The sequence below is a fragment of the Nocardiopsis sp. NPDC055824 genome (genome assembly GCF_053616335.1).
Map to the genome: position 1 here is coordinate 17,541 of NZ_JBSHDN010000044.1, position 21,648 is coordinate 39,188.

Here is a 21,648-nt window from a genome sequence, read left to right on the forward strand (position 1 = left end):
GTGGCTGTGGTGAAGGTCAAAAACGTGGTCGGCACGACCGTGGAGGGGCGTTCCCTGGAGGAGGTCCTGGGATGGATCGACAGGGGTGAACTACGGGTCCCCGCGTTCGGACGGGGTTTCGTGTGGGGGACCGAAGAGCGGTTGGCCCTCTTCGAGAGCGTCGAACGCAACCACCCCATCGGGAGCGTCGTCGTCCTGGACGCGGCGGAGGAGATCCCCAGTGTCGCGGAGTTCGCCGGTCGTTCCCTCCCCGACGTTTCCGAGGAGGGGGCCGTCTCGTACCTGTTGGACGGGCACCAGAGGCTGGCCACCCTGTACGGGGGCCTCCAGCCGCAGGCGAGGGTCCGGACCGGGAACGACGAGGATCCGCGGTGGCGCGTCCATCGCAGACTCGGGGACTCCGAGGACGGCGAGAACCCCTACCTGCAATGGGAGGACGGGGACGCCATCCCTCCCCATCTCCTGCCCATGAGGTCGGTGCTCCGGACGATGGACTTCCTGGCCTTCGTCCGCGGGCTCGAAGACCGGGGGGAACTCCCGGTGCCGGAGTTCGTGGCGGAGGCCGAGGAGGTCGCCCGGCGCTTCAAGTCCTACCGGCTTCCCGTCGTGCGCATGCGCGGCGGGGGTGCCGCGCAGGCCAGCCTGGTGTTCCAGAGCATCAACCATGGGGGACGGCACCTGTCCGCCGAGGAGGTCCGGGTGGCGCGGGAGTCGAGGGGGTCGTAGGCGCCCTCTCCGGCGGCGTGCCGACAGGTCGGCATGTCGACACGGCGGCAGGCGCGTGACGGCGTCAGCGCTTGATCTCGTGGAAGCCCGGGACGCCCGCCAGCAGGAGGGCGGCCCGCCACAGCCGGAGGGCGTCGGCCGGCTCCGGGAGCTCGGAGAGGACCGGGCCGAAGAAGGCGGGCAGCTCGCCGCCGGGCACGGTGACGGCGAGGACCGGCGTGCCGATCTCGGCGTCGACGCGGCCGACCCCGTCCTCGTGGGACGCGCGCATCGCGGCGTCGTACCCGTCCTCCCACCCGGCGGAGGCGAGGCCGTCGGGGAGCCCGCAGCGGCGCAGGGCGTCGCCGAGGTCGCCCGGCCACTCCCGCTGTGTGCCGTCGGGGTCGGTCCAGAGGGCGTCGTGGAAGGCGCCGAGCGCGGCGCTCCCGTGCTCCACCCGCACGGCGGTGGCGACGCGCGCGGGGATCCGGAGGTAGCCCTCGTCATCGCCCTCGGGGTCCACCTCGCGGTGCTCGTTGAGCAGGAACAGGCTCATCACGTGCCAGCGGACGTCGAGGGGCACGTCCCCCGCGAGCGAAGTGATCCACCGGGCGGTGGTGCGGGTCAGGGGGCAGGAGGGATCGAGCCAGAAGTCCACGGTCCACCGCTCGTCCGCCACGGCCGCCTCCGTCCCGGGCCGTGCGGTGTGGGCCGCCCCGGTTCCCGTTCGCCGATCGCCTCGCGGCGCTCACGGCCCCGATCGTACAAGGGCCGCCGGGGAGGGTCCCGGGTCTCCCGGGCCGAGGCGGGCGGGCCGCGGACCGGCCGCCGGGAAGGACTCCGGCCCGCCGCCACCCCCTCCCCGTCGAACCCTCCGAACACATTCAGTCACCCTCAGTGGCTACGCTGTTCGACGGCGCCGCGTTCCGCGCCCGGGGCTCCCGGGCCGTCGGCGCCGCGTCCCGCACGGCAGGCGAGCCGGAGGAGCAGGGTGACCAGGACCGCTTCCACCAGCCCCCGGGCGCCCGTGCGCCTGCTCCTGGGCGTGCTGGGACTCGTGGAACGGGTGGGAAACAAGCTTCCCCATCCCTTCTGGCTGTTCACGGTCATGGCCGGGATCGTGGTCGCGCTCAGCGCGCTCCTCAGCGTTCTCGGAGTCTCGGCCGTCTCCCCGGTCGACGGGGAAACCGTCCGGGTCCGCAGCCTGCTCTCCGCCGAGGGCGCCCGCGTGGTGTTCGGGGACGCGGTGGCCAACTTCGCGGCCTTCCCTCCGCTGGCGGTCATCCTCGTCGTCATGCTCGGGGTGTCGGTCGCCGAGGCGGCCGGTCTGCTCGGCGCGCTGCTGCGCGGCAGCGTCACCCGGGTCCCGGCCCGGTGGCTGACCTTCGTCCTCGCCCTGACCGGCGTCACCGGGAGCGTCGCCTCCGACGCCGCCTTCGTGGTGCTCATCCCCCTCGGCGGGCTGGTCTTCGGCGCCGCGGGGCGCAGCCCCGTCCTCGGCATCGTCGTGGCCTACGGCGCCGTCGCCTCCGGGTACAACGCGTCCCTGCTGATCACGCCCACCGACGCGCTGCTGGCCGCCCTGACCACCGAGGCCGCCGGGCTGGTGGACCCCGGTTACGTCGTGACCGCGCTGGACAACTACTACTTCTCCGCGGCCTCGGCGGTGGTGCTGGCGGGCCTGATCACCCTCGTGACCGAGTTCGTCCTGGTCAAGAGCGTCGGAGGGGCCGATGAGGGCTGCCCGGACGCGCGGGAGGAGCTGGGCTCCACGGCCCTCACCGACACCGAGAGGCGCGGCCTGCGCAACACGGGCCTGGCCCTGGTCGCGGCCCTCGCCCTCCTCGCCGCCGCGCTCCTGCCGACGGGTTCACCGTTCCGGGGCCCGAGCGGGGGAGTGCTCGACTCACCGCTCGTCACGGGGGTCGCCTACGTCCTCGGGATCCTCTTCCTGGTCCTGGGCGTGGTCTACGGCCGCACCGTGGGAACCCTGCCCCGCGCCAAGGACGTCCCCGACGCCATGGCGGCCGGTGTGCGCGACATGGCGCCCGTGATCGTCCTGTTCTTCGCGGCCTCGCAGTTCCTCGCCTACTTCGGCTGGACCGGTATCGGGGAGGTCGCCGCCATCCGCGGCGCCGAGGTGCTGGACTCGGCGGGCGTCCACCCGATCCTGCTCTTCCTGGGCATGATCGTGTTCTCCACGGTGCTCAACCTGCTCATCACCAGCGGCTCGGCGCAGTGGACCCTCATCGCCCCGGTGTTCGTCCCCATGTTCATGTTCCTCGACGTGCCGCCGGAGACGACCCAGGCGGTCTACCGGATCTCCGACTCCGCCAGCAACGTCGTCAGCCCCATGAGCCCCTTCTTCGTCATGGTGCTGGGCCTCCTCCAGCGCTACCGGCGGGACGCCGGGATCGGCACGCTGATCTCGCTCACCCTGCCGCTCTGCCTCACGGTCCTGGCCGGGTGGACGCTGCTCTTCCTCGGCTGGTGGGCGCTCGACCTCCCGCTCGGGCCGGGCACCCCGGTCCGCTGACGCCCGGGCCCCGGGGGCGTCGCCGCCCCCGCTCCCCGCCGTCGCCGGACGGCCCGGGCCGACACCGCTCCCACCCCGCGAACGGGCCCGCCGCGCGACCGCCGGAGCGGAGGGCGCGGCGGACCTGTGCGGGCCCCGGCCTAGAGGCGGGCGATGGCCCCGGCCGGGTTCTCCATGGCGTCCGCGACCACGCGCATGAACCCCGCCGCGACACCGCCGTCGCAGACGCGGTGGTCGAAGGCGAACGACAGCTGCGTGACCTTGCGGACGGTCAGCTCCCCGTCCACCACCCACGGCCGGTCGATGATCCGGCCGATGCCGAGGATCGCGACCTGCGGGTGGTTGATGATGGCGGCGCTGCCGTCCACCCGGAGCGAGCCGTAGTTGTTGAGCGTGAAGGTGCCTCCGGTCATCTCGGCGGGGGTCGCCCTCCCCTCGCGGGCGGCGGCGGTCAGGCGGCGGATCTCCCCGTCCAGCTCCAGCGTGGTGAGCCGGTGCGCGCCGAGCACGGCCGGGGCGACCAGGCCCCGGTCGGTCTGCACGGCCAGGCCCAGGTTGACGCCGTCGTACTGGACCAGCTCGCCGCGCTCGGTGTCGACCAGGCCGTTGAGCTCGGGGTGGGCGCGCAGGCCCGCGAGGACGAATCGCGCCACGTAGGACAGCAGTCCCGGCCCCGAGGGGTCGGATTCGCGGAGCCGGACCAGTTCGGTCGCGTCCACGTCCACCCACACCGTGGCCTCGGGGATCTCGCTGCGGCTGCGCGAGAGCGAGGCGGCGACGCTCTTGCGGAAGCCGTTCATGGGCGTGCGCCGGGACTCGGCCAGCCCCGTGCGGGCGTCCACCTCCGCACGCGGGTCTCCCGCGTCGGGAGCGGATGCGGACTCGGTGGCCACGGGACGGCCGGGGTCGATCGGCGTCACCGTGGCGAGGTCCGGGGCACGGGAGGCCTCGATCGCCGCGGCCACGTCGCGCCGGGTGATGAGCCCTCCGGGACCGCTGCCGGCGACCTCGGAGATCCGCAGTCCGGCCTCGCGGGCCATCTGCCGGACCAGCGGCGACGTCACCAGCGGGGGCCGCCCGGTCCCGCCGGTCGCCGGAGCCGGGGGAGCGGCCGGTCCGGCCGGGCGCGCTCGCGGTCGGCGGCGGCGCCCGGCGGTCCTCCCGTCGTCGGGGGTGCCGTAGCCGATGAGGACGTTGCCGGAACCGGCGCGCTCCTCCTCCCGGTACCGCTCGCCCTCCGCCGACACCGGGGCGCCCGCCTCGCGCGCGGCCGGGGCGCCCGCCTCGCGCGCGGCCGGGGCGTCCGCCGCTCCGTCCGCACCGCCCGGAGCGTCGGCGGCGATGCTGATCAGCGGCTTGCCGACCTCCATCACCTCGCCCTCCCCGCCGTGCAGCACGCTGACGGTGCCCGCGAACGGCGTGGGGACCTCCACGATCGACTTGGCGGTCTCCACCTCCGCGATCGGCTGGTCCACGGCCACCGTGTCGCCGACGGCGACGAGCCAGCGCACCACCTCGGCCTCGGTCAGTCCCTCTCCCAGGTCGGGGAGTTCGAAGGTCTGCGTCGTCACTGGTCCTCCCACTGGAGGTCGTCGACCGCGTCGAGGACGCGGTCCACACCGGGCAGCTGGAACCGCTCCAGCTTCGGCGGCGGGAAGGGGATGTCGAAGCCGGTCACCCGGCGGACGGGGGCGGCCAGGGAGTGGAAGCAGCGCTCGGTCACCCTGGCGACGATCTCCGAGGCGACGCTCGCGTACCCGCTGGCCTCGGCGACCACGACGGCGCGGCCCGTGGAGCGGACCGCCTCGCACACCGTCTCGTCGTCGAAGGGGACGAGGGACCGCACGTCCACGACCTGGAGGCTGCGCCCCTCCTGGGCGGCGGCGTCGGCGGCCTCCAGTGCGGTGGACACGGCGGGCCCGTAGGCGATGAGGGTGGCGTCGGTCCCGGGACGGCGCACGACCGCCCTGCCGATGCCGGGCGCGGGCGAGGCCGGGTCGACCTCGTCCTTGCCCCAGTAGAGCTTCTTCGGCTCCATGAAGACCACCGGGTCGTCGGAGGCGATCGACTCGCGCAGCAGGTGGTAGGCGTCGTGGGGTGTGGAGGGGGTGACCACGGTCAGGCCGGGTGTGTGCGCGTAGTAGGCCTCGGAGGAGTCGCAGTGGTGCTCGACCCCGCCGATCCCGCCCGCGTAGGGGACCCTGATGACGATGGGCAGGCCGACCCGTCCGCGCGTGCGGTTGCGGGTCTTGGCGACGTGGCTGACGATCTGCTCGAACGCCGGGTAGGCGAAGGCGTCGAACTGCATCTCGACGACGGGCCGCATGCCGTTCATCGCCATCCCCACGGCCATGCCGACGATGCCGGACTCGGCGAGCGGGGTGTCGAAGCAGCGGTTCTCGCCGAACTCGGCGGTGAGGCCGTCGGTGATGCGGAAGACGCCGCCGAGGGGGCCGACGTCCTCGCCGAAGACGTAGACTCTGCCGTCCTCGGCCATGGCGTCCCGCAGCGCCCGGTTGAGGGCCTGCGCCATGGAGAGCTTGGTGGGGTCGGTCGCCATGTCAGCTGCCCTCTCTGCTGAGTTCGTCGGCCAGGAAGGCGGCCTGCTCCCGCAGCTGCGGGGTGGGGGTGGAGAACACGTGGGCGAACAGCTCGGACGGGTCCGGCTCGGCGTCGCGGGAGACGCCCTCGCGCATGGCGGCGGCGACGGCCTCGGCGCGTTCGGCGAACTCCGTCCGGCGGGCCTTGGTGAGCAGGCGCTTGCGCTTCAGGTACGCCTCCATGCGCAGCAGCGGGTCCCTGGCGACCCACGGGCCGACCTCCTCGTCGCTGCGGTACCGGGTGGCGTCGTCGGCGTTGGTGTGCGCCTGCATGCGGTAGGTGTGCGCCTCGACGAGCTGGGGCCCCTCGCCCGCGCGGGCGGCGGCCACGGCGCGGTCCAGGACGGCGAGCACGGCGGGGGTGTCGTTGCCGTCGACGCGCTCGGCGTTCACCCCGTAGCCGACGCCCTTGTGGGCGAGGGAGGGGGCGGCGCTCTGGCGGGCCAGCGGGACGGAGATCGCGTACTCGTTGTTCTGCACGAAGAAGACGACGGGGGCCTTGAAGACTGCGGCGAAGTTGAGCGCCTCGTGGAAGTCGCCCTCGCTGGTGGCGCCGTCGCCGCACATGGCCATGGCGACGGTGTCCTCCCCGCGCAGGCGGGCCGCGTGGGCGAGGCCGACGGCGTGCAGGAGCTGGGTGGCGAGCGGGGTGGCCTGCGGGGCGACGCGGTGCTCGTAGGGGTCGTAGCCCGCGTGCCAGTCGCCCTTGAGGAGGGTGAGCACCTCGACCGGGTCGACGCCGCGCGCGACGACGGCGGCGGTGTCGCGGTAGGTCGGGAAGAGCCAGTCGCCCTCGGCGAGGGCCAGGGCGGCGCCGGTCTGGCAGGCCTCCTGCCCGTGCGAGGAGGGGTAGACGGCCAGGCGTCCCTGGCGGACGAGCGCGCCGGCCTGGTCGTTGACGCGGCGGCCGACCACCAGGGAGGCGTAGGCGGCGAGGAGCCGGTCGGCCGTGGGGAAGGGCAGGGCGGCGCCGGCCACCGGACGCCCGGTCTCGTCGAGCAGCCGTACCGGCTGCTCGGAGGGGAGCAGGTCCTGGGCGTCGGCCATGGCCTCTACCTCCTGTGTCCGAGGGGTGTGTACAGACACATGGTGCAGTTTGTTGCCATCTGTTCGCCACAAAGGGGTGAGAATCAAGAAAACGTCGGTTTCTGACCCCAGATCGGTGACCGTTCGTCCATCTATGTGACCCAGAACACCCCCTCGCGTGGACAGGTGGTCGGAGCGCCGGTCCCGCGAACCCTGCACCGTCCCGTCACCGGGCCGACGCGCCGCCCGGTCCGCACGCCGACGGGCCGCCCCCTGCGCCCCACCGGGCCCACCCGGGTGACGGGGACCGGTCCCGGTCCCGGGCCCGGCGGAGGAGCGGCCCGGCCTAGGGGCGGCGCCACGTGCCAGGCCGCCCATGGTGGGAGCATGGGCCGCACACCACCCCACCGCGCAAGGAGGAGGCCCGCCCGTGAGCGACGAGCGCGAGAACCTGACCTATGAGCTGTTCGGCACCGCGATGCGAGACCTGGCCCGCACGATCGCCGACGACGGCTTCGAGCCCGACATGATCCTCTCGATCGCGCGCGGCGGCCTGTTCGTCGCCGGGGGCCTGGGGTACGCGCTCGACGTCAAGAACCTCCATGTGATGAACGTGGAGTTCTACACCGGGGTCGGCACGACCCTCGACATGCCCGTCATGCTGCCGCCGGTCCCGAACCTGGTGGACCTGAGCGACAAGAAGGTCCTCGTCGCCGACGACGTGGCCGACACGGGCAGGACCCTCAAGCTCGTGCATGACTTCTGCGCCGAGCACGTCGCCGAGGTGCGCAGCGCGGTCGTCTACGAGAAGCCGCAGTCCCTGATCAAGTGCGAATACGTGTGGAAGCACACCGACCGGTGGATCAACTTCCCGTGGTCGGTGGAGCCGCCCGTCGTCGTCCGAGCCGACCAGGTCCGGGACTCCTGACGGAAGGCTCCCGGGTGTGGGAAACCCGGTCGCAGACCCCCGGGGCCCCGGCGCGGCGGCGGCCTGGCATGGGAACGCGCGCCCGGGCCCGAAGCAGCCGGGCGCGCGATGGTCTACTTGCCGTCGCCACCCGAGAGGAGCGCACGGACCTCCGCCTCGCGGAACCGGCGGTGCCCGCCCGGGGTGCGCACGCTGCTGAGGCGGCCGGCCGCCGCCCAACGGGTGACCGTCTTGGGGTCCACCCGGAACAGCCTCGCGACCTCGGCAGGGGTGAGGAGTTTTTCCGGAAGGGTCTCGATCATGGTGTCCTGCTTTCTGTGAGGGGTCACCCGCGGGTGTGGGTGAGGGTGTCGCCGCAGTGGCGGCACGTCTGCGTGCGGATGCCGGGCCATCTGGGGTCGGCCGGGTCCGGGATGTAGTCGTGCTGGCCGCTGGTGGTCTTCTCGCACCTGGTGGCGCCGTCCACGCCGTGCTCCTCGGGGGAGGTGTGGAAGGGCGCGCCCCGGCCCCCGCTCAGGGCGCGCCCGGTCTCAGAGGACGGAGACGGCGCGGACGGCCGCCATCCACACGGCGCGCAGGCCCCCGGCCGGGGCCCCGGGACCGCCGGACGGGTCGGGGCCGCCGGATCGGGCTGCGGGAACGCGGACGGCTGCCCCTGCGGCCCCCGGCGGCGCGTCGGCGGGGAGGGTCTCCAGTGGCGAGTGCCAGGTCAGCGGGTGCGGATGGGGGTCCGGACCGGGGACTGTGACGACCCGGGTCACGGGCCCCCGGCGGGCCGCGTAGACCGCATGGCCCTGCAGGTCGGGCCCCAGGTAGGTGACGGCCGCCCCGTGGACGGTGGCCCACGCGGTGAGCGCCGCCATGGTCGGAAGTTCGCGGAGATCGCACACGGTGCGGCGGACGGCGCTCATGCGGCCCTCACCGCCCGGCCGTGCTCCTCGGACTGCCGGGCCAGGGCGATCAGGACGACCAGGCCGCGCCGGGAGGCGTCCCGGCGGGCGCGACGCCGGTAGGGGTCCAGCGGTACGACGGGTGCGAGGCCGCCCACGCGCGGGCGTTCCGGCGGAGGCGTCGGGGAGGAGACGCCGGTCGGGCTGATCGGCCGGACGATCGGAATCGGGCCGGTGACCACGTGCGGCCGGGGAGCCTGGGGCCTTGCCGCGTACCGGCGGACACGGCCGGAACGTCGACGGACCACATGAGCTTCGGCGCGGGCGACGAGCCACAGCGCGGACAGGATGAGAAGCAGGTAGCGCAAGGCATACCTCCGGTAAGGGTGCCAGGTGGGAAGCCCAGCGGAGAACTGAGTGGCTCCATACTGATATTAGGATTCCTAAAAAGCAAGACCGGGTCACCTAATCTAGGAAACCCTGAGTCGGGTGTCCTAAAATGTCTGCTTCCACTAGGGCCCCGTCTACGATCGGAGCACTATGGCCACCAGGTACTCCCCGACGATCCGCCGACGCCGACTGTCCGCCGAGCTACTGCGCCTAAGACAGGCCGCTGGAATGACCAGCGAGGAAGCCGCGCGGGCCTCAGAGCTGAGCAAAACCGCGTACTCGAACATCGAGAACGGCTTTCGCCAGCGCCCGAAGTTGCCTGAGATCCGCGCGATTCTTCGAGCCTTCGAGGTGCCGCCAGGGCAAGAGCATGACGAGATCCTCAACCTGTGCCGTCAGTCCCTCGAACGCGGTTGGTGGAGCCGCTACCGGGATGTTCTTGCCGCACGCTACGTCGGCTTCGAGCAGGAGGCCGCGACCATTTCCACCTGGGAGCCGGTCGTGATTCCTGGTCTTCTACAGGTGCCCCAGTACATGGAACTGCTCGCAGAGGCCGCTCTTCTCCGCCCGGAGGAAGCTCGGCGCTCAGCCGATGCGCGAACGACCCGCCAGCACATCCTGAACGAGGATCCTCCGGAGTTGTGGGCGATCTTCGACGAGACCGCCCTACTTCGTCTGGAGGACGACCACCCAAACGTGCTCCGCGAGCAGGCCCGTCACCTCCTGGAGCTGGGCGAGCGGCCGTCCATCACCATTCAGATGACTCAGGCCCGGCGTCTCAACAGCGGGTCCGGTGGACCGTTCGTCGTGCTGGACTTCCCTGACGCCGTAGACCCCTCGATCGTGTACCTGGAGACCGACACCGATGGCCTATACCTGGAAGAGCCCGACGAAGTTGCCCGGTACCGCGCACTGATGAAGCACCTGGTGATGACTGCTCTCCGCCCCGGAGAGACAGCTGACCGTCTACGACAGATGATCGAGTAACCCCATGAACTCAGTTCCCGCTGACCTTCTCTTCCGCAAGTCTTCCTACAGCCAGCCGACCGGCAACTGCGTCGAGGTCGCGGACCTCCCGAGTGGCGCCGCGGTCCGCGACTCCCAGAACCCCATGGCGGGGCACCTGGAAGTCCCCGGCCCGGAGTGGTCCGCGCTGCTTGCCAGCGTGCGCACCAAGTAGTGCACACAAAAGGGGCCGCCTGCGCGCGCAGGCGGCCCCTTCTCAGTTCCCACGCCGAGTCTAACCACCTTAAGGGGACCCGAGCAGTCCGGAATGTCGCACATTCTCCACCGGGACCGACCCGCCCCCGGCACACCCTCCGACCAACCGGCCCTCACCCTTGGGCGCTGCGCAGGCGCTCCCCCAACCACGGCGGCACCCGCCCCGAATCCCTCGGGTAGTAGCGGGCGTCCAGGGCGTAGCTGAACGCGGGCGGCGGCACGGAGAAACGGGGCTCCCCGTCCCGGTCGTAGACGATCCGCCACCCCCCGTTCCTCTCCAGGACCAGCTCCGCGCCGAACCAGGCGCCCCTCCCCTCGGAGTAGGTGACCGACCGCAGGAGCGCCATCTCGGCCCGCAGGTCCTCGTTCAGTCCCAGTTCCTCATCCCCTGCGGGCCCGGTGGCCACGAGAGTTCCGCCCGCGTAGCCGACGAGCGCCCGGTACGACAGCCGCAACCTTTCCCAGTCCCGCCGCCCGGCCGCGGCGCGCAGGAGGTCGCCGATCCGGTCGAGCAGGGCGACCCGCCCGGCCGCGTCCGGCCGCGCCGGCGGAACGCTGGGCCGCCCGGGAGGGCCGGGCCAGGGCGGGTCGAAGGCGGACGCCTCGTCCAGCAGCGCGGCCCACGCGGGACGCCACGCGGGGGAGCGCGCCGCCATCTCCTCCGCCAGGAACTCCAGGTTCTCGGGGGTGCCGTCGCGCCGCCCGCGCTCCCAGGACGGCCAGTGGTCGTACACGCGCTCCAGGACGACATCGCCGCCGGAGACGGTGATCCGGGCGAAGAGCCACCGCCCGCGCTCGGGGTTCGCCTCCTGCGAGCGCAACCGCTCCAGCAGTTCGGGCAGGCCCGTCCCGGCGGGGGCAGCCGCCCCGTCGTCCAGGGTGAGACCCCCGGGGCGGGGCGCGCGGAAGACCAGGACGAGGTCACCGCCGCCCGCCTCCCGGTCGCGCACGGCCGCCGCCGACGCTGCCACCTCTGCGAGCAGCGCCGCCCCGGGCCCGCCCGCGCCCTCCGGGCCCGGGTCCGCAGCCGCGCCCCCGGCCCCGGGGGGCGGGAGGGCCGTCACCGCCCCGGGGCGGTCGAGCTCCCCGGCCGACCGCATGGCGTCGCCGACCAGCAGCAGCCGTTCGCCCAGCCCGATGAGGGGCCACCCCCCGGACGCGGGCCCGCCCTGCCCGGCCGGGATTTCCCGGGGCTCTTCGTCCCCCGTGAGCCCGAGGCCGCGCGCACACTCCAGCGCTCGCCCGGTACGGGCGTCCCCCGTGTGCTCCTCCAAGTGCCCGAGCACGGTCTCCAGCACACGGGCGTCCACCGTGCGCTCCTCGGCGCGGGCCACCAGGGTCTCCAGCGCGTCCCTCAGCGGACCCCGGCCGAACCCCTCCGTGTCCGGGTCCAGGATCTCCATCCGCCACACCAGCAGGTCGGCGTCGGCCCCCTCGACCGCCGGTCCGAGCCCGTCGTCGTCCCAGTCGTCGGGGTAGTCCGTGCGGGCCCAGACGCCGTCCCACCAGTAGGCGAAGTCCGGGCACGGCCTCCGTTCCAGCCACTCCCACGGCAGCCAGTCGGGAGCGCCCTCGAACGGGTCCACCGGGCGCGACCACCCCCGCTCCGGCGAGTCGAGGCCGTGCTCGCCGACCAGCAGGAAGCGGTCCCCCGCCACGCGGACGAGCTCGAACCCCGCCCCGGCCCCCGCGCCGCCGCGCCGGACGACGGGCCCCTCCGCCACGCAGTCCGTGAGCCCCAGCCCGGCGCACACCGAGGCGTACGCCCCGGCCCTGGCCCACAGGAGATCAGGTTCGGGCAGGTCGAAGGGCAGTCCTGGCCGGTGGAACGCCATCGTCGGGCCTTTCTGGGGATCCGTCCTGGGACCGTCTTCCTACCCCGTGGCGGGGCAGGCGCTCACCGCCCGCCCCCGCCGCCGGGACCGGCTCACGCCCCGGCGGCCCCGCCTCCGGCGCCGCCGGACCCGGCCCGCCCCGCGGTGCGCCCGGCCGCCTCGGCCCGGGCCTCCTGTTCGGCGGCGGGCTCCGCGGCCCGCTCGGCCATCCGCCTGCGCTGGGGCACCACCGTGTACTTCGGGTCGGCGGCGGACTGCTTCCCGGCGTGGAAGACCCCCAAGCGGGTACACGCCGAACCGGCGAGCAGTGCGGCGCCGCTCAGCGCGGACACCGCCCGGCTGCGGCGGCCCAGCACGGCCCCGGCCGCGCCGGCCAGGGTCAGGGCCTTGGCCGCGCGGACGAAGACGCCCGCCGTGCCCAGCCGGTAGGGCTCCCCGGCCAGTCCCATCCGGTGCTCCATGGCGGTGGACACCGCCGTCTCCACGAGCGCACCGCCAACGGCGGCCCGGCGCGCGGGGCCGCTCTGCCCGAGGGGCGAGGCCACCAGCCCCGCCCCTCCCGCCGCCGCCGAGGCCGAGGCCGCGAACAGGAACGGCATGTACCGGTACCCCTCGTGCCAGGACGGCACGGCGGTGTCGCACACCAGGGGGGCCGTGTAGGTGGCGACCAGGGGCCCCACCGCCGCGGCGCCGAGGGTGGCCGCCCGGCCGATCCGCGGGAACCACCCGGTCGCGGCGGTCACCGCGGCGACCCCGGCGAGCGGCCCGTACGCCGTGAGGATCCACGTCCCCACGCTCATCGGCGAGGTCGGCTTGACCACGCGGAGCATGTTCAGGAAGCGCTCGGGCCGCCCCAGGTCGTGGACGAGCGCCACCACGGACCCGGAGATCGCGGCGAGGGCCGTGTACTTGAGCGGGCGCGCCATGGCGTCCCGGCCGGTGAGCTCGGCCCCGGCCGCGAGGACCGACGACGCGCCGGCCAGCCCGCCCAGGAACAGGTACCCGCCGATGTCGGAGGCCTCCCACACCACCTGGTTCAGGACCGGCCGCCCGTAGTAGGAGCGGAACTCGGCGTCCGGCACCCGCGTGGGCCCGCCGCGCCGCCCGCCGTGCCGGCGGCGCTGTCCCTCCCCGACCACCCGTGCGCTCCCGGTGACCGCGTCCCGTCCGGGCCGCTGTCCCCGTACGCCCTCCCTCGTCACGTCCGACGTGCTCACCGTCGCCTCCCCGCGAACGCGGCGGCCGATCCGACCAGCAGCGCGGCGGCCGCCAGGCCCGCGTGCGCCCACATCGACGGCAGGTCCCGGGTGGTGACCACCGGGTCCGGCGGCATCCCGTAGACCTCGGGCTCGTCCAGCAGCAGGAAGAAGGCCGCGTTGCCGCCCACCCCGTCGCCGGGGTCCTCGCCGTACAGCCGGGCCGAGGAGACCCCTGCCCCGTGGAGGTCCTCCAGCCGCCTCGCCGCGCGCTCCCGCAGCTCGTCCAGGTTCCCGAACTGGATGGAGTCGGTGGGGCAGGCCTTGGCGCAGGCCGGCTCCATGCCGTCGCCGATCCGGTCGTAGCACATGGTGCACTTCCAGGCCCGGCCGTCGTCCTCGCGGCGGTCGATGACGCCGTAGGGGCAGGCCGAGACGCAGTACCCGCAGCCGTTGCAGATGTCCTGCTGGACGACCACGGTGCCGAACTCGGTGCGAAAGAGCGAGCCCGTCGGGCACACGTCCAGGCAGGCGGCGCTGGTGCAGTGCTTGCACACGTCCGAGGCCATGAGCCACCGGAACTCCTCGCGCTCCTCCACGCCGGTGTAGGCGCCGGGGAGTTCCGTGGACGGCATGCCGAGGTCGACCGGCGCGGGGCGGCCCACGCCCGCGTCCTGGTGGCCCAGCGGTCGCCGCTGCTCGACGAAGGCCACGTGGCGCCAGGTGTCCGCCCCCAGCCCGACGCTGTTGTCGAACGACATGGCGGTGAAGTCCAGGCCGTCCTCGGGTACGGAGTTCCACTCCTTGCAGGCGACCTCGCAGGCCTTGCAGCCGATGCACACGCTGGTGTCGGTGAAGAACCCGACCCGCTCCCGCTGCTCGTCCCCGTACCCCTGCCCGGTGCCGCTCTCCCCCGGGTCCCCGTGTCCCCGCGCGCTCCGCACGACCACGGTCACACCTCCGTTCCGGTCCGCTCGGTGATCCCGGCGCGCTCGCGGTGGGAGCGCACCAGCTCCTCCCTGTCCGCACCGCGCGGCCGACGCCCAGGGACGATGTCGGCGGTGAGCGCCTTGACCTCCTGGATGTGCGTGTTGGGTTCGAGCGCGATGGACATGAGTTCGTTGGCGGCGTCACCGGTCGTGTAACCGTTGGGGCCCCAGTGGTAGGGGAGGCCGATCGTGTGGACGACCCGCCCCTGGACGCGCAGCGGCGCCATGCGGTCGGTGACCAGCACCCGCGCCTCGATGGCGGCGCGGGCGGTGACGAGGGTGGCCCAGCCCCCGTTCTCCAGGCCCCGCTCGGCGGCCAGCTCGGGGCCGACCTCGCAGAAGAACGCGGGCTGGAGCTCCGCGAGGTAGGGGGTCCACCGGCTCATGCCCCCGGCCGTGAAGTGCTCCGTGAGGCGGTAGGTGGTCACCAGGTAGGGGTAGACCTCCGCTCCCGGGGTCCCCGCCTGCGGGTGGTACCGGTTGTACTCATGCGGGTACAGGAGCCGGGTGGGGTTGCGCTGCCGACCGTAGAGCGGGTTCTCGAAGGGGGTCTCCTGCGGCTCGTAGTGGGTGGGCAGCGGCCCGTCGTGGAGGCCGGTCGGCGCGTACAGCCACGCACGCCCGTCGGCCTGCATGATGAACGCGTCGGTCCCGCTGAGGGCCTCCACGCCCCGGGCCCCCTCCGGCGGCCGGTAGTCCGGCGCCTTGTGCAGCTCGAAGTCGGGGACGTCGTGTCCGGTCCACTCACCGCGCTCCGCGTCCCACCACACCAGCGCCTTGCGCTCGCTCCACGGCCGGCCCTCCGCGTCGGCCGACGCCCGGTTGTACAGCAGCCTCCGGTTGGCCGGCCAGCTCCAGGCCCACTCGGCGGCCACCCAGTCCTGCTCCGACCCGGGCTTGCGTCGCGCCGCCTGGTTGACGCCGTCGGCGTAGACCCCGCAGTAGATCCAGCAGCCGCAGCTCGTGCTGCCGTCCGCCCTCAGCTCGGTGTAGGAGCCGAGCGGGGCGCCGTCCGGGCCGCGGCCGTTGATCTCGGCCAGGACCGCCGCCGCGTCGGGGTCGCCGTGCTCGTCGGTCGGGTAGTCCCAGGTCAGTTCGAGCAGGGGCAGGTCCCGGTCGAGCCCCGAGTCGGCGAGGAGCGCGCGCAGCATCGTGCCGAGCCGGTGGACGAACCACAGGTCGCTGCGCTGGTCGCCCTTGGGGAGCACGGCGCGGTCGCGCCACTGGACCGTGCGGTTGGTGTTGGTGAAGGTGCCCTCCTTCTCCGTGTGGCAGGCCGCCGGGAAGAAGAACACCTCCGTGGCGATGTCCTCCGTGCGGAGCTCGCCGGACTCGATCTCGGGCCCGTCCTTCCACCACGTGGCGCTCTCGATGAGGGAGAAGTCGCGGACCACCAGCCATTCGAGGTTGGCCATGCCCATCCGCTGCGCGCGGCTGTTGGCGGAGCCCACGGCCGGGTTCTCGCCCATGAGGAAGTAGCCCCGGCACTCGCCGCGGATCTGCGCCATGACCGTGTCGTAGGTGCTGTGCGAGCCGGTCAGGTGCGGCAGGTGGCCGAAGCGGTAGCCGTTCTCCTCCGTGGCGTGGTCGCCCCACCAGGCCTTGAGCAGGCTGACGGTGTAGGCCTCCATGTTCGTCCAGAAGCCCTTGTAGGAGGCGCCGTTGGTCCTGATGTACTCCTGCAGGGACCCCTCGTGGGCGGCGTGGGGCATCGGCAGGTACCCGGGCAGCAGGTCGAACAGCGTGGGGATGTCGCTGGACCCCTGGATGCTGGCGTGCCCCCGCAGCGCCATGATGCCGCCGCCGGGCCGGCCGATGTTGCCCAGCAGGAGCTGGAGGATGGACGCCGTCCGGATGTACTGGGAGCCGACGGTGTGCTGGGTCCAGCCCACCGCGTAGCAGAACGCCGAGGTGCGGTCCCGGCCGGAGTTGCGGGTCAGGTGGTCGCAGACCCGGGCGAACACCTCCCGGGACACCCCGCACACCTCCTCGACGAGCTCCGGCGTGTAGCGCGAGTAGTGCCGGCGGAGGATCTGGAACACGCAGCGCGGGTCGGTCAGCGTCCGGTCCTCGCGGGGGACGCTGCTCATCACCGCGCCGCCCGACCCCTGCTGCTCGGGCCGGCCCGTGCCCCGCACGCGGTCGAAGTTGGCGCGGTCGCCCGCCGCGGCGGCGACCGACGCCCCGTCGTACATCCAGCTGGAGGTGTCGTAGCACCGGCCCTCGGCGTCGAAACCGGAGAAGAGCCCGTCCAGGTCCTCGGTGTCCCGGAACTCCTCGGAGACGATCGTCGCCGCGTTCGTGAACTCCAGGAGGTAGTCGCGGAAGTACTTCTCCCCGGTGAGGACGTGGTTGACGATCGCCCCGAGGAAGGCGATGTCGGTACCCGCCCGGAGGGGGACGTGCAGGTCGGCCAGCGCGCTGGTGCGGCTGAACCGGGGGTCCACGTGGATGACGACGGCGCCGCGCGCCTTGGCCTCCATCACCCACTGGAAGCCGACCGGGTGCGCCTCCGCGAAGTTGGACCCCTCGATCACGATGCAGTCGGAGTTCTGGAGGTCCTGGAGGAAGGTGGTCGACCCGCCGCGGCCGAAGGAGGTGCCGAGCCCGGCGACCGTGGAGCTGTGGCACACGCGCGCCTGGTTCTCCACCTGGACCACGCCCAGCGCCGTGAACAGCTTCTTGATGAGGTAGTTCTCCTCGTTGTCCAGCGTCGCGCCGCCGAGGCCGGCGATGCCGAGGGTCCGCGCGACACGGCGCCCGTCGACCTCCTCCTCCCACGTCTCGTCCCGGGTGCGCGCCACGCGCTCGGCGACCATGGACATCGCCGTGCCGAGGTCGAGCTCCTCCCAGTCGGCGCCGTACGGGCGCCGGTAGAGGACCTTCTCCTCGCGGGCCGAACCGGTGGTGAGCTGGAGGCTGGCCGAGCCCTTGGGGCACAGGCGCCCCCGGCTGATGGGGGAGTCCGGGTTCCCCTCGATCTGGATGACGCGCTCGTCCTTGACGTACACGTTCTGACCGCATCCGACGGCGCAGTAGGGGCAGACCGACTTGACGACACGGTCGGCGTCGGCGGTGCGGGGCCGCAGCTCCTCCGTGGCCCCGGAGCGGGCGGCGGCGCCCCGGCCGAGGCGGTCCCCGCCGGTGGCCTGCCGGTACACCGGCCACGACTCGATCCACGTGCGTACGCCCATGCTCGCCCCCGAACCGGCCCCGCGGGCCCGTCGACCTCTCCCGCTGACCCGCGGGCACACGGCTCCACCGTCCGCGAGGCGCGGGCGGCGGCGGGGGAGGACACGCCGCCCATGGGACAGTCATGGAACTCGCCTGGGGCTGGGGTTCCACGGGCCCGGACGTCCGGATGTTTCACGTGAAACACGGAGGTCGGCGCGGGCGGGAACCGCGCCTCCCGCCCGCGGCCTCCGGCCGGAGGGACGGTCCCGACACGCCCTCCGCCCGGTAAGAAATGCCTTTGCCCTGCGTTAGCGGGCCCGGAGTCGGGCAGGTGCGAGGCTGTGAGGGACACATCATGACGACAGGCGGGGGACCAGTCACATGACCGACGTATCCAGCCAGGGCTCCTTTCCCGGGGACGACCGCGAGGTGCTCACGAACAGGCAGGGCCACCCTGTCTACGACAACCAGAACCAGCGCACGGTCGGCGAGCGGGGGCCCGCGACCCTGGAGAACTACCAGTTCCTGGAGAAGATCAGCCACTTCGACCGGGAGCGCATCCCGGAGCGGGTGGTGCACGCCCGCGGCGCGACCGCGTTCGGATACTTCGAGTCCTACGGCACGTGGGGCGACGAGCCGATCGACCGCTACACGCGGGCCAGGCTCTTCCAGGGCAAGGGCAAGCGGACCGACGTGGCGCTGCGCTTCTCGACCGTCATCGGCGGCCGGGACTCCTCGGAGTGCGCCCGCGACCCGCGCGGATTCGCCATCAAGTTCTACACCGAGGACGGCAACTGGGACCTGGTGGGCAACAACCTCGCGGTGTTCTTCATCCGCGACGCCATCAAGTTCCCGGACGTGATCCACGCCCTCAAACCGGACCCGGTCACCTTCCGTCAGGAACCCAACCGCATCTTCGACTTCATGTCGCAGACACCCGAGTGCATGCACATGCTGGTCAACCTGTTCAGCCCGCGCGGCATCCCCGCGGACTACCGGCACCAGCAGGGCTTCGGCGTCAACACCTACAAGTGGGTCGACGCCACCGGGAACACGGTCCTGGTCAAGTACACGTGGATGCCCAAGCAGGGCGTGCGGAGCATGACCGAGGCCGACGCCGCCAACATCCAGGCGACCGAGACCGGGCACGCGACCAAGGACCTGCACGAGGCGATCGAGCGCGGCGACCACCCCGAGTGGGAGCTGCTCGTGCAGATGATGAGCGACGACGAGCACCCCGAACTGGACTTCGACCCGCTGGACGACACCAAGACGTGGCCGGAGCAGGACTTCCCGCCCAAGCCGGTGGGGAGGATCGTGCTCGACCGCAACGTCGCGAACAACTTCGCCGAGAACGAGCAGATCTCCTTCGGCACCGGTGTCCTCGTGGACGGCCTGGACTTCTCCGACGACAAGATGCTCGTCGGGCGCACCTTCTCCTACAGCGACACCCAGCGCTACCGTGTGGGGCCCAACTACCTCCAGCTCCCGGTGAACCAGGCCAGGAACGCGAACGTGCGGACCAACCAGCGCGACGGCCAGATGAACTACTACCAGGACCCCGCCGGGGAGAACCCGCACGTCAACTACGAGCCCTCCATCACCGGCGGCCTGCGCGAGGGGCAGTACCCCACGCACGACGACCAGGGCCCGGAGATCCGGGGCAGGCTCACGCGGGCGCGCATCTCCCGCACCAACGACTACAAGCAGGCGGGCCAGCGCTACCTCCTGATGGAGCAGTGGGAGCGGGACGACCTCGTCCACAACTTCACGACGCTGCTCTCCCAGTGCGACCGCCCGATCCAGGAGCGCATGGTCTGGCACTTCCTCCTGGTCGAGGACGACCTGGGACTGCGCGTCGGAGAGGGGCTGGGCATCGGCCCCGAGGACGTGTCCCACCTGAAGCCGCTCCAGAGCCAGGACCTGACCGAGGAGGACCGCGAGCGCCTGGGCCGCCTGGGCCGGAACGGGGCCCGCGACGTGTCGGGGCTGACCATGACCCACTGCGTGCCCAACACCCGGCACGTGGTCGAGCGCTGAGGGCGGCGGCCGTGGACATGGGGAGGGCCCTCGGGAACGCCTCGTCGGCCGTCGGCCGGGGCCTGCTGGCAGGGCTGGTCGGCACCGCCGCCATGACCGTGTCCAGCACGGTCGAGGCACGGGTGCGGGGCCGCGCCGACAGCTCGGCCCCGGCCGACGCCGCCGGGAGGCTGCTCGGCGTCAGGCCGAGGGACGACGCGGGCGGACGCAGGTTCGGCGCCCTCGTCCACTGGGGCTACGGGACCTCCTGGGGAGCGGTCCGCGGGCTGCTCGGCGCCGCCGGCCTGCGCGGCCCCGGAGCGGCGGCCGTCCACCTGGCCGCGGTGTGGGGAGGCGAGCAGGTCGTCCTGCCGGCCACCGGCACGGCGCCTCCCGCCTGGCGGTGGGGGGCCGGGGAGATCGGCCTGGACCTGCTGCACCACGCGGTCTACGCCTGCGCCGCCGGAGCCGCCTACGAGTGGCTCGACCGGAGCTGATCCGCCGGGACCGCGACGGGCCCCGGCCCCTCGTCGGGGGTCGGGGCCCGTCGTATGAGCCCGTTCCGGCTAGCGCCGGGCCCTGCGCGAGGGCGCCAGGAGCAGGCCGAGGGCGATCATGCCCACCCCCAGGCCCAGGTGGAGCCAGTTGTCGGCGTCGTTGAGCGGCACGAAGTTCGCGGCACTGTCGAAGTCGATCACCAGGCCGTAGAGCCACAGCACCAGGTAGATCACGCCACCGCCGACGAGGAAGAGCTTCGCCGAGGCCGCGGTGCGGGCCATCGCCACCCCGGCCACGCCGAAGAGCAGGTGGACCAGGTTGTGCAGGATCGACACCTGGAAGAGGCCGAGCAGGTGCGCCTCGGAGTGGTGGCCGGCGAACTGCAGCTGGTCGGTGTTCGTGGTCAGACCGGGGATGAACCCCATGATCCCCACCAGCAGGAAGACGATGCCGACGATGAGGGCGGCGAGTCGGATCGGCTGCCGGGACAGCCGGGTCACGCCCTGGGTCGGAGTCCGATCGGACATGATTCCTCCACATTGGTCGGATTAGCCCCATCCGCCCCTCCCCTTCCGGCGAGGGGTATCGCCCCCACTACCCGAAGTGATGTGGAAAACACACCCGGGAGACCCCCGCGCGGCATGCCGACACCGGCGAACGGGCAGGTCAACCGCCTGGAGGCCCCGGGGACCGGAGCCGGGCGGGGACACGGCGCGCCCGCCGGGGGACCTCCGCCGCGGCACGCGGCCGGCGGCACCGTCCCGGCGGACACGCCGCGAGCGCCCCGGGGCTCCCTGTCGGTCTGTCGGTCTGTCGGTCTGTCGACAAACGGTCCCGCGGGGGCGACGCTACGCGTGCAGGTCCCCGGGGATCTCGGCGGAGAGCGTCAGGTCGCGGAAGACGGCCCGGAACCCCTCCCGCTCGGGCGAACAGCACATGACCCCGACCTGGCAGGACTCCGGCAGCGGCAGGTACCCCAGCCGCAGGAGGCGCCAGCCCGCGTCGCCGTCGAGGTACTGGACGTTGAGCGCGTCGCCGGTGCGGATCACGCGGAGGGTGACCTCGCCGGTGTGCGCGAGCGGCACCACCGACCAGTCGGAGTGGCCGCGGGTGAGGACCGTGCTCAGGGTGAGCGCGCCCTCGGTGAACTCGACGCCCGCCTTGACCCAGTGCTCCTCGTCCGCCCGGACCATGAGGCCGACCTGGTCGTACTGGACCTCGTAGCCTCCGCCGAAGGTGGCCTGGAGGGTGAAGTCCCCGGTCGCGGTCGCGTGCCGGAAGTGCCCGTCGTCGTGGACGAACCCGTAGTGGGTCCGGCGCCAGAAGTCCGTACGGCTTCCGGTCGTGACCGTGAGGACGCCGTCGTCCTCGGTCCAGTGGGGAGGTTCGTTGAGCCAGGTCATCTCGGGGAGCACGGCGCCACCTCTCGGGTCGGGAGACGAGAAGTCTATGGGAGGGCTCCCACGCGGACGGATCGCCATGTCCACAGGTCGACACGGCGACACAGTGACACGGCGACAGGGCGACAGGGCGACAGGGCGACAGGGCGATACGGCGACACAGAGATGAGGCGGCCGGGAGACCGGGCGGGGAAGCGGTTCAGGGGCGGAGGGCCGGCGTCGCGCCCAGGAGGCCGCGGAC

21 protein-coding genes are annotated in these 21,648 nt (G+C 72.9%); 7 read left to right on the top strand and 14 right to left on the bottom strand.

The features are described 5' to 3' along the window. Positions 1 to 726, top strand: a complete 726-nt coding sequence (locus ACWGL3_RS12140) for a DUF262 domain-containing protein (RefSeq protein ID WP_452461259.1) — start codon at positions 1 to 3, stop codon at positions 724 to 726. 64 nt (positions 727 to 790) lie between these two features. Here ACWGL3_RS12140 and ACWGL3_RS12145 read toward each other — a convergent pair whose 3' ends face one another. Then, complete coding sequence (locus ACWGL3_RS12145) at positions 791 to 1,384, bottom strand: mycothiol-dependent nitroreductase Rv2466c family protein (protein WP_267947388.1); 594 nt, start codon at positions 1,382 to 1,384, stop codon at positions 791 to 793. A gap of 348 nt (positions 1,385 to 1,732) precedes the next feature. Between ACWGL3_RS12145 and ACWGL3_RS12150 the strand changes: the two genes are divergently transcribed. Continuing rightward, entirely contained in the window at positions 1,733 to 3,241 is a 1,509-nt protein-coding gene (locus ACWGL3_RS12150) for an AbgT family transporter (RefSeq protein ID WP_452461267.1), read from the top strand. Between the two features lie 140 nt (positions 3,242 to 3,381). On the opposite strand, the gene ACWGL3_RS12155 is transcribed toward ACWGL3_RS12150, so the two are convergent. The 3 genes from ACWGL3_RS12155 to pdhA are packed head-to-tail and all read right to left on the bottom strand — an operon-like array spanning position 3,382 to position 6,888. Then, a complete protein-coding gene (locus tag ACWGL3_RS12155; protein WP_452461260.1) occupies positions 3,382 to 4,812 on the bottom strand; it encodes a dihydrolipoamide acetyltransferase family protein in 1,431 nt (476 codons plus the stop codon). Next, positions 4,809 to 5,801, bottom strand: coding sequence for an alpha-ketoacid dehydrogenase subunit beta (locus ACWGL3_RS12160; protein WP_452461261.1), 993 nt, complete (start codon positions 5,799 to 5,801; stop codon positions 4,809 to 4,811). The genes ACWGL3_RS12155 and ACWGL3_RS12160 overlap by 4 nt, the downstream gene beginning before the upstream one ends. A gap of 1 nt (position 5,802) precedes the next feature. Continuing rightward, positions 5,803 to 6,888, bottom strand: a complete 1,086-nt coding sequence (gene pdhA, locus ACWGL3_RS12165; protein ID WP_267947385.1) for a pyruvate dehydrogenase (acetyl-transferring) E1 component subunit alpha — start codon at positions 6,886 to 6,888, stop codon at positions 5,803 to 5,805. A gap of 409 nt (positions 6,889 to 7,297) precedes the next feature. Here pdhA and ACWGL3_RS12170 point away from each other — a divergent pair, with 409 nt between their 5' ends. Then, a complete protein-coding gene (locus ACWGL3_RS12170; protein WP_267947384.1) occupies positions 7,298 to 7,795 on the top strand; it encodes a phosphoribosyltransferase in 498 nt (165 codons plus the stop codon). A 113-nt stretch (positions 7,796 to 7,908) separates the two neighbouring features. Here ACWGL3_RS12170 and ACWGL3_RS12175 read toward each other — a convergent pair whose 3' ends face one another. The 4 genes from ACWGL3_RS12175 to ACWGL3_RS12190 form a co-directional block, all read right to left on the bottom strand. Then, a complete protein-coding gene (locus ACWGL3_RS12175; protein WP_267947383.1) occupies positions 7,909 to 8,097 on the bottom strand; it encodes a BldC family transcriptional regulator in 189 nt (62 codons plus the stop codon). Between the two features lie 23 nt (positions 8,098 to 8,120). Then, a complete protein-coding gene (locus ACWGL3_RS12180) occupies positions 8,121 to 8,261 on the bottom strand; it encodes a hypothetical protein (RefSeq protein ID WP_452461262.1) in 141 nt (46 codons plus the stop codon). A 64-nt stretch (positions 8,262 to 8,325) separates the two neighbouring features. Then, positions 8,326 to 8,706, bottom strand: coding sequence for a hypothetical protein (locus ACWGL3_RS12185; RefSeq protein WP_452461263.1), 381 nt, complete (start codon positions 8,704 to 8,706; stop codon positions 8,326 to 8,328). After that, positions 8,703 to 9,053 (bottom strand): hypothetical protein, encoded by a 351-nt coding sequence (locus tag ACWGL3_RS12190; protein ID WP_452461264.1) that lies wholly within the window; start codon positions 9,051 to 9,053, stop codon positions 8,703 to 8,705. The genes ACWGL3_RS12185 and ACWGL3_RS12190 overlap by 4 nt, the downstream gene beginning before the upstream one ends. A gap of 172 nt (positions 9,054 to 9,225) precedes the next feature. Here ACWGL3_RS12190 and ACWGL3_RS12195 point away from each other — a divergent pair, with 172 nt between their 5' ends. After that, positions 9,226 to 10,062, top strand: a complete 837-nt coding sequence (locus ACWGL3_RS12195) for a helix-turn-helix domain-containing protein (protein WP_452461265.1) — start codon at positions 9,226 to 9,228, stop codon at positions 10,060 to 10,062. 4 nt (positions 10,063 to 10,066) lie between these two features. Next, positions 10,067 to 10,255: a DUF397 domain-containing protein gene (locus ACWGL3_RS12200; RefSeq protein WP_344179153.1), complete on the top strand. Its 189-nt coding sequence runs from the start codon at positions 10,067 to 10,069 to the stop codon at positions 10,253 to 10,255. A 154-nt stretch (positions 10,256 to 10,409) separates the two neighbouring features. On the opposite strand, the gene ACWGL3_RS12205 is transcribed toward ACWGL3_RS12200, so the two are convergent. The 4 genes from ACWGL3_RS12205 to fdh form a co-directional block, all read right to left on the bottom strand. Further along, positions 10,410 to 12,131 carry a hypothetical protein gene (locus ACWGL3_RS12205; protein WP_452461266.1) on the bottom strand — a complete coding sequence of 574 codons (1,722 nt, stop codon included), beginning with the start codon at positions 12,129 to 12,131 and terminating at the stop codon, positions 10,410 to 10,412. A gap of 92 nt (positions 12,132 to 12,223) precedes the next feature. Continuing rightward, positions 12,224 to 13,348, bottom strand: a complete 1,125-nt coding sequence (gene nrfD, locus ACWGL3_RS12210) for an NrfD/PsrC family molybdoenzyme membrane anchor subunit (RefSeq protein ID WP_267947376.1) — start codon at positions 13,346 to 13,348, stop codon at positions 12,224 to 12,226. Further along, the gene (locus ACWGL3_RS12215) at positions 13,345 to 14,271 is read right to left on the bottom strand and encodes a 4Fe-4S dicluster domain-containing protein (RefSeq protein WP_346660258.1); all 927 of its coding nucleotides are present in this window, start codon (positions 14,269 to 14,271) and stop codon (positions 13,345 to 13,347) included. Before ACWGL3_RS12215 ends, nrfD begins: the two co-directional genes overlap by 4 nt. Positions 14,272 to 14,279: 8 nt before the next feature. Then, positions 14,280 to 17,510 carry a formate dehydrogenase gene (gene fdh, locus ACWGL3_RS12220; RefSeq protein WP_267947375.1) on the bottom strand — a complete coding sequence of 1,077 codons (3,231 nt, stop codon included), beginning with the start codon at positions 17,508 to 17,510 and terminating at the stop codon, positions 14,280 to 14,282. Positions 17,511 to 17,871: 361 nt separating this feature from the next. On the opposite strand from fdh, the gene ACWGL3_RS12225 reads away from it, so the two are divergent. Both ACWGL3_RS12225 and ACWGL3_RS12230 read left to right on the top strand, forming a co-directional pair. Beyond that, complete coding sequence (locus ACWGL3_RS12225) at positions 17,872 to 19,530, top strand: catalase (RefSeq protein WP_267947374.1); 1,659 nt, start codon at positions 17,872 to 17,874, stop codon at positions 19,528 to 19,530. A 17-nt stretch (positions 19,531 to 19,547) separates the two neighbouring features. Further along, on the top strand, positions 19,548 to 20,006 hold the full coding sequence (locus ACWGL3_RS12230; protein ID WP_267950583.1) for a hypothetical protein: 459 nt from the start codon (positions 19,548 to 19,550) through the stop codon (positions 20,004 to 20,006). Between the two features lie 69 nt (positions 20,007 to 20,075). Here the strand turns inward: ACWGL3_RS12230 and ACWGL3_RS12235 are convergent, their stop codons facing one another. Further along, positions 20,076 to 20,534 (bottom strand): DUF4383 domain-containing protein, encoded by a 459-nt coding sequence (locus ACWGL3_RS12235; protein WP_267947373.1) that lies wholly within the window; start codon positions 20,532 to 20,534, stop codon positions 20,076 to 20,078. A 321-nt stretch (positions 20,535 to 20,855) separates the two neighbouring features. Beyond that, on the bottom strand, positions 20,856 to 21,422 hold the full coding sequence (locus tag ACWGL3_RS12240; RefSeq protein WP_267947372.1) for a DUF1349 domain-containing protein: 567 nt from the start codon (positions 21,420 to 21,422) through the stop codon (positions 20,856 to 20,858). Positions 21,423 to 21,648: the final 226 nt, after the last annotated feature.